7 protein-coding genes are annotated in these 7,145 nt (G+C 49.4%); 5 read left to right on the forward strand and 2 right to left on the reverse strand.

Features of this window, described 5'->3' with window-relative positions:
* Nucleotides 1-50 precede the first annotated feature (50 nt).
* The 3 genes from Q0294_RS06945 (at nucleotide 51) to Q0294_RS06955 (ending at nucleotide 3,490) form a co-directional block, all read left to right on the forward strand.
* Nucleotides 51-1,436: a sulfatase gene (locus Q0294_RS06945; protein ID WP_299462415.1), complete on the forward strand. Its 1,386-nt coding sequence runs from the start codon at nucleotides 51-53 to the stop codon at nucleotides 1,434-1,436.
* 102 nt (nucleotides 1,437-1,538) lie between these two features.
* The gene (locus tag Q0294_RS06950; RefSeq protein ID WP_299462418.1) at nucleotides 1,539-1,817 is read left to right on the forward strand and encodes a hypothetical protein; all 279 of its coding nucleotides are present in this window, start codon (nucleotides 1,539-1,541) and stop codon (nucleotides 1,815-1,817) included.
* A gap of 14 nt (nucleotides 1,818-1,831) precedes the next feature.
* A complete protein-coding gene (locus Q0294_RS06955; protein ID WP_299462421.1) occupies nucleotides 1,832-3,490 on the forward strand; it encodes a PQQ-binding-like beta-propeller repeat protein in 1,659 nt (552 codons plus the stop codon).
* Between the two features lie 139 nt (nucleotides 3,491-3,629).
* Here Q0294_RS06955 and Q0294_RS06960 read toward each other — a convergent pair whose 3' ends face one another.
* Both Q0294_RS06960 and Q0294_RS06965 read right to left on the reverse strand, forming a co-directional pair.
* Complete coding sequence (locus Q0294_RS06960; RefSeq protein ID WP_299462423.1) at nucleotides 3,630-4,097, reverse strand: SRPBCC family protein; 468 nt, start codon at nucleotides 4,095-4,097, stop codon at nucleotides 3,630-3,632.
* Nucleotides 4,098-4,161: 64 nt separating this feature from the next.
* Nucleotides 4,162-4,947: a hypothetical protein gene (locus Q0294_RS06965; RefSeq protein WP_299462426.1), complete on the reverse strand. Its 786-nt coding sequence runs from the start codon at nucleotides 4,945-4,947 to the stop codon at nucleotides 4,162-4,164.
* Nucleotides 4,948-5,396: 449 nt separating this feature from the next.
* On the opposite strand from Q0294_RS06965, the gene Q0294_RS06970 reads away from it, so the two are divergent.
* Both Q0294_RS06970 and Q0294_RS06975 read left to right on the forward strand, forming a co-directional pair.
* Entirely contained in the window at nucleotides 5,397-6,158 is a 762-nt protein-coding gene (locus Q0294_RS06970) for an ABC transporter permease (RefSeq protein ID WP_366917917.1), read from the forward strand.
* Between the two features lie 35 nt (nucleotides 6,159-6,193).
* Nucleotides 6,194-7,009, forward strand: coding sequence for an ATP-binding cassette domain-containing protein (locus Q0294_RS06975; RefSeq protein WP_299462431.1), 816 nt, complete (start codon nucleotides 6,194-6,196; stop codon nucleotides 7,007-7,009).
* Nucleotides 7,010-7,145: the final 136 nt, after the last annotated feature.

Genomic DNA, 7,145 nt, shown 5'->3' on the forward strand with positions numbered 1-7,145 from the left:
CTCGTTTTTTACCTTGAGCACTGTAAGTTATAGTTGATGAAGAGACTGCCATGCGATTGATTCCGTTTGCTACAATTCTTGTGACATTGCTGGTTTTCAATGGTCTTTCAGGAGAGTTGCTGGCAGAAAACCAGCCTGCAGGGAAACCGAATTTTATTGTGTTCATTGCAGATGATATGGCATGGGATGATTGCGGCGCGTATGGACATCCGAAAATTCAGACGCCGAATTTGAATCAACTGGCGTTGGACGGGGTGAAGTTCAATCATGCTTATCTGACCTGCAGTTCCTGCAGTCCAAGTCGAGCGAGTATCATCACCGGTCGTTATCCGCACAGCACCGGCGCACATCAATTGCACCTTCCCCTGCCGGAAAGCCAGGTGACGTTTGTCGAAAAATTAAAAGAGGCAGGCTATTACACCGCCTCCGCCGGGAAGTGGCATCTGGGCACGCCGACCGAAAGCAAGTTCGATCATGTGACCACCAAGCTGGATGAATGGGTTGCGACGCTCAAGCAGCGACCGAAGGATAAACCATTTTTCATGTGGTTTGCGTTTACTGATCCGCATCGCCCTTACCAGCGCAATATCATCGGACGTCCTCATACGAACGAAGAAGTGATCGTGCCCCCTTATCTGCCTGATACGCCTGAAGTGAGAGACGACCTGGCGCTGTACTACGATGAAATCACCCGATTAGATGGCGTTGTTGGAAATGTACGTGAAGAGTTGAAAAAACAGAATGCGGCATCCAACACGGTGATCGTTTTTCTGAGTGATAACGGGCGCCCGTTTCCGCGTTGTAAAACAACCGTGTATGACAGTGGGATCAGAACGCCGTGGATTGTGACCTGGCCTCAGCAGGTAAAAGCGGGAACGGTTTGCGACTCGTTAATCAGTTCGGTCGATCTGGCTCCTACGATCCTGGAACTGGCCGGTTTACCTGTGGGTGAGACGTTTCAGGGAAAAAGTTTCAAATCATTATTGCAAGACCCGCGCGGCACGACTCGGACTCATGTTTTTGCCGAACATAACTGGCACGATTTTGAAGATTTCGGTCGCGCCGTTCGTTCTCCCCGGTTCAAATACATCAGAAACTTTTACACCGATCTTCCCGGAACACCGCCTGCCGACGCCGTCCGCAGCGAAACGTTTATCAAAATGCTTCAGTTAAGAGGCGAGGAAAAGCTGACGACAGATCAGAAAAGTTGTTTTTTGGCTCCCCGGCCTGAAGTTGAGCTGTATGATCTGGACGCCGATCCGCATGAGCTGCATAATCTGGCCGGTCAGAAAGAATTTCAGAAAGTTCAAGATGAGCTTCGCACCGTTCTCGATCAGTGGCAGGAGGAGACTCACGATCGGTTACCCCGGAGCCGCCGCCCTGATGAATTCGACCGGGAAACCGGACAGCAACTGCCTGAATTTCGGAAAAAATGAGGCGAGTGAAATTTCCTCGTTTTACAGAAATTAGTGAAACGCGGTTTCTGTTCGCCGGGTATTCCCTGCAGGAAGTCTCATCGGTGAAGGTTGGAGAGGAAAATGACAGCGGCACTCGATTCCAGCACGTCGACAGAACCTGACCCGGAAAAGCCGACCCTTAAGCAAAAGGCGGGCGCCGGCGTGATGTGTTTTGTCGCGTTTTTGTTTCTGTATCTCATCATGTCGGGACCTCTGGTCTGGATGGAAGGGAAGATGAAATTCAAGCCGTTTTCGAAATCGGTTAAGACCGTTTATGCCCCTCTGGCTAAGTTAGTGGAATCGGATGTAAAACCTGCTTCCAGTGTGATCAAAGCCTACGTTGGTTTGTTTAAAAAATAAGTGGGAGCAGGTGGATGGGCGTCAGTGAGACGGAGAACAGTGGTATTCCAGAAGCTGTTTCGTCTTCTGCTCAGCAACTACCGCGACGAAAGCTCAGGTGGAAATGGGGCCTGGGGATCTTCCTGGTGGGCATCGCCGCGATTTTTTACCAGTGGTTTAAACTGGCCCCGGATCGAACGTATCAGGTGTTTGCCGTTTATTTCGGGATTCGCAATATTCTGATTGGAATGTTGCTCTGGTGGATGTTGATTTCCGGTGTTCCCTGGATAACGCGTTTCAAAGGCTTATTAGGAACAGTGCTGATTTTCGTGCTGTTCTTTTCGCTGTTGCGCGTGGAAAGTTTTGAAGGGGATATGGTCCCCCGTTTTCGCTTTCGGTTTTTGCCAACGTCTGAGCAGCGGGCGGAACAATATTTTGAGCAGATCGAAAATAGCGCGTCTGCAGCAATCGGCGAAATAAAACAGCAGCCTCTGGTTGTTTCTCCGGGAGACTGGCCTGCTTATCGGGGGGCGGATCGGGATGGCATTGTCCGGGATCAAACCATCAGAACGGATTGGAAAACCGCTCCACCTGAATTGCTCTGGAAACATCCGGTCGGTGCCGGCTGGAGTTCGTTCTGTGTTGTTGGCGGGCGCGCTTTTACGCAGGAACAGCGGGGCGATAAAGAGGCTGTCGTCTGTTACGACGCGCAAACCGGCAGACAGATCTGGCTGCATGAAGATGATGTGCGTTTTAGTGAAACGCTGGCAGGTGTGGGACCGCGGGCGACTCCGACCTTTGATTCCGGTCTGATTTACTCAATGGGAGGCACTGGAATTCTAAATTGTCTGGATGCCGAAACGGGAGAACGGATCTGGTCAAAAGATCTTTTAAAAGAGGGAGACCTGAAATACCTGGAGTGGGGCATGTCCGGTTCGCCTTTGATCTGGGAGGATCTGGTGATTGTCAATCAGGGAATTCAAAAGCAGGGTTCCGAGTCTGGCAATCAAACCGTGATTGCGTTCAACAGAAAGAGTGGTGAAAAAGTCTGGTCGAGCGGTACACAGAAATCGAGTTACAGTTCTCCCCAGATTTCGATTCTGAATGGAACGCCGCAGGTGCTGGTGTCTCATTCTAAAGGGCTGGAAAGTTTTGCGCCGGCCGACGGAAAGTCGCTCTGGTTTTTTCCCTGGACGAATCAGGCCGGCGTGAACGCGGCGCAACCGATTGTGTTAGATGCTTCATCGGTGTTTCTGGGGGCCGGTTATGGAGCCGGCTCGGCTCGAATTACGATCAACAATTCCGCACAGGAACCTGTAGCCATTGTCACTCCGAACTGGAAGAGTTTGAGTCTGAAGCTCAAATTTAATTCCGCTGTACAACGGGAGGGCTTTGTGTACGGGCTGGATGAAGGCGTGCTGACCTGTCTGAATCTGGAAACAGGCAAACGAACCTGGAAAAAAGGCCGCTACGGTTACGGGCAGATGATTCTGGTGGATGATCTGCTGCTGATTCTGGCAGAGGATGGCCGAGTCGAACTCATCAAAGCCGACCCTGAGCAGTATCAGCAGGTGGCTTCGTTTCAGGCGATTGAGGGACAAACGTGGAATCATCCCGCTTTGGCCCAAGGGAAACTTTTTGTACGAAATAGTGAAGAGGCTGCCTGTTTTGATATTTCGCCTGTCTTGAAATAGACACTCCTGGTTCAGCATCATTCTGGAGTATTTTTCGCAAGCATGAGTCAGGTGCAGTCCTGACCTGACTTCACAGCATGGCTCCCAAGGCACCTTTTGTGATTGCGGCAGAGCAGGGGAAAGAGCCTAAAAAAAGGGTTTATTCATCGGGTCCAGGACGGCGGACCGCTTCCTGTTCAGAGAGTTCTTTCAGCTTGGTCATCTGGGATTTTAAGAGACGTTTTGTTAACCACCAGAACAGAAATCCCATGAGTCGATGGAACAGTGAAGCCAGGACGATCTCACAATGGTAATCGAATTGTGTTTTGCGACCTGCCGACGTCAATTCATAAGTCACACTGATCTGAAAAGCGGCACTGTGCAGTTCGACTGCGATCAGCGTCGGCGGATCAAATTCAGTGACCGTCCCGTGATACTGCTGTGTATGACCACCTTCTCTGATGGTATGAATGAATTGCGTTCCCACCGGATTATCAACGTGCTTACCTTCCGGATACTCGATCGATTCCAGCCCTTCCATCCAGAGCTTCATTTTTTCGTCATCTTCGAGATAACTGAAAACGACATCGATCGGAGCAAGGATCTCCTGATGATAGGTGATTTCCAACGGGCCCTACTCCTAAAAAAGCAGGGCTGAGTCAGCCCTGCTGGAAATGGATTGTCGGAAGACGTTATTTCTCTTTTTTCTCGGCGGGTTTTTCTGGAGTTTTCTCCGGAGCTTTTTCAGAGGCCTTTGGTTCAGCTTTTTTCTCGGCTGGTTTTTCAGCAGGCTTCTTTTCTTCTGCTTTCTTTTCTTCTTTCTTTTCAGCTGGCTTAGGAGCTGGTTTTTCTTCTTTTTTCTCAGCCGGTTTTTTCTCTACTGGTTTAGGAAGTTCCGGTTTGACTGCTTCTGCCGGTTTGGGTTCTTCAGGCATGCCGATGACTTCCAGACCTGCAATTTGTTTTTCTAAAGCCAGACCCGCTGGTCGAGTGACTTTCGTCTCCCAGACATAAAGGCGTTTTAATTTTTTCAGTTGTCCAAGTTGAGGTAATCCGGCATCAGTAATTTCGGTTCCATAGAGATTCAAATATTCCAGGTTGGGCAGTTCCTGCAGATATTTGAGACCTGCATCGTTCACTTTGGTCTTTTCCAGATGAAGATGAGTCAGGCCCTTGAGGTCTTTCAACTGGGCCAGACCGGCCGAGGTGATCTCAGTACCCCGCAGGTTCAGCGTGGAAACTTTTATGAGTCCTGCGAGAGTTTTCAATGTGTCATCCGTGATTTTTTGATCAGAGAGATGAAAGGCCACTTCCAGGCGGTCATCGTTCTGGGCCAGTTCGAGTACGGAACCGCCGGCGGCACGGATTTTTGATTTGGCCTGTTCCGCGGCAGGGTCCGGTTTTTTGTCTTCTGCAGTAGCAGGAGACAGCAGGGAGAGTGAAATTGCGACAATCAGCGCTACAGAAAAATATCTCATTTTACCTATCCTTACTTTCTCTTTCGTTCTTTGGTGTTGATGTCAAAATTGAAAGTACATCACGTCAGACTTTGATTCTCCTGCCCTTTCAAATCCAAGCTATACACTAAATCAATATGGGCATTAGAGATAGATCAATCATTATCAATTCAATTTATCTTGATGCATTTTATCAGGAGAGTACCTGTTTCGAAAAGACTCAACTCGCAAAATGTCGCCCTCATATTGGAAAATTAGAGTAATCTGGGGGGGGAATTAAGTTTTGTGTTGTGGCGGAAATGGTCTCGATTCAAATCGGGAAATCCATTAACCTGCCCCCGTGATGAGTTCTGAAATTTGATTTGCAAAGTCATAACTGGAAACAATTAATGTCATCAGTTCCGACTCCGTATCCCCGGGATACCATTATACATGGTCTGGGACGCGGGGTGATCAATACAATTTGTTTAATGGGCGACCTGTTTCTCTTCGGTTGGGAAATGGTGGGCTGGATGATCACCCGCCTGCCTCCCCGGAGTAATCTCTGGTTGTGCATGTACCATATTGGCATTCAGAGTATCCCCGTGATTCTGATTACCGGGGGGTTTATCGGAATGGTTCTGGCCGTCCAATCGTACGACCAGTTCAAACTGATGCATATGGAAAATCAGATTGGCGCTGTGATTTCGATCTCGCTGGTGGAAGAACTGGGACCCGTGCTGGCTGCCATCATGCTGGCCGGTCGCGTGGGCACTTCCATGTCAGCCGAACTGGGAACAATGCGGGTCACCGAACAGATTGATGCACTCCGCGCGCTGGGCGCAGATCCGGTCCATTATCTGGTTGTCCCGCGATTCCTGTCCTGCTGTTTATTGATACCACTGCTGACAGTGATCGCCGATGCGGTCGGTATCCTGGGAGGCTGGTTTTTCAGTACGCAGGTGTTAGGCGTGGATTCGTTTTACTATTGGCATTATTCGAAAAACTTTGTCTTCGCCTACGATGTACTGGGGGGGATATTCAAAAGTTTCTTTTTTGGCGCAGCGATTTCATTAATCTCCTGTCACCGGGGTTTTCATTGTGGTGCCGGCGCTGAAGGAGTGGGTAAGGCCGCGACCGAAGCTTTTGTGTATTCGTTTATTGTGATTATGTTTCTCGATTTCATGCTGGGCGTTACCATTGTCAACTTTTATCACTTTATGCAATCGGTTTATCCGGGTGTGATCAGATAACAATGAGATTTTCCAACAGGGCAAAAAACGTTGTAATGAATGAGCCAAACTCCAGCGAGAAATACGTAATTGAATTGCAGAATATCTCGCGTCAATTCGGGACACAGGAGGTGTTGCGCGATATTTCGTTTGGTGTGCGTCGAGGTGAAACTCTGGTTATCATCGGGGAAAGTGGCTGCGGAAAAAGTGTGACCATGAAGCTGATCATGAATCTGTTGCAACCCTCACAGGGAGATATCCAGTGGAGCGGTCGTTCCATTTCGGATCGCAGCACGCGTGAACTGCACCGCGACCGTCTCAGAATCGGCTATCTGTTTCAGGGGGCGGCGTTGTTTGACAGCCTGTCCGTTTACGAAAATGTCGCCTTTGGTTTAAAACAGAATACCAAGCTGAAAAAAGCGGAAATTGATCAAATTGTTGTCGAGCGTTTGCGAGAAGTCGGGCTGTCGGACTCGATCAGCCAGAAGAAGCCGGCACAGCTTTCCGGCGGGATGAAAAAACGAGTGGGACTGGCACGAGCGTTAGCCATGACTCCCGAAGTGATGTTATACGATGAACCAACAACGGGGCTCGACCCCGTGATGACGGATGTGATCAACGAACTGATTTTGCAGACGCGCGCCAGTCGCCCGGTGACCAGTATTGTTGTGACGCACGATATGAGCACGGTCAAGAAGGTCGCGGACAGAATCATTATGTTGTATCCACTCACCCGATTAAAACCGGATGAGTCACAAATTGTCTTTGAAGGGACAGCAGAAGAAGCGTTTCAGTCGTCCTCGCCGCGGGTTCATCAGTTTGTGTATGGTGAAGCCGGAGACCGGATTCGGGAAATGGCGGAAGCGGCCTGAACGACACGGTTCAGACTTCAACGTCGTAAACAAATTTTAGAACGTAACAGACTTTTTGATCTCAAGGATGGGGTCGATTTTGAGGCACTTATGACGGATCGCCAGATACAATTTCGAGTAGGACTGTTCGTAATCT

It is taken from the genome of uncultured Gimesia sp. (assembly GCF_937919775.1).
In the GTDB taxonomy this organism is placed as follows: Bacteria; Planctomycetota; Planctomycetia; order Planctomycetales; family Planctomycetaceae; genus Gimesia.

What these genes read in the sequence shown, in the direction of transcription:
- Q0294_RS06945 (WP_299462415.1), top strand. Translation starts at nt 51, where the DNA reads ATGCGATTGATTCCGTTTGCTACAATTCTTGTGACATTGCTGGTTTTC.
- Q0294_RS06950 (WP_299462418.1), top strand. Translation starts at nt 1,539, where the DNA reads ATGACAGCGGCACTCGATTCCAGCACGTCGACAGAACCTGACCCGGAA.
- Q0294_RS06955 (WP_299462421.1), top strand. Translation starts at nt 1,832, where the DNA reads ATGGGCGTCAGTGAGACGGAGAACAGTGGTATTCCAGAAGCTGTTTCG.
- Q0294_RS06965 (WP_299462426.1), bottom strand. Translation starts at nt 4,947, where the DNA reads ATGAGATATTTTTCTGTAGCGCTGATTGTCGCAATTTCACTCTCCCTG.
- Q0294_RS06970 (WP_366917917.1), top strand. Translation starts at nt 5,397, where the DNA reads ATGGGCGACCTGTTTCTCTTCGGTTGGGAAATGGTGGGCTGGATGATC.
- Q0294_RS06975 (WP_299462431.1), top strand. Translation starts at nt 6,194, where the DNA reads ATGAATGAGCCAAACTCCAGCGAGAAATACGTAATTGAATTGCAGAAT.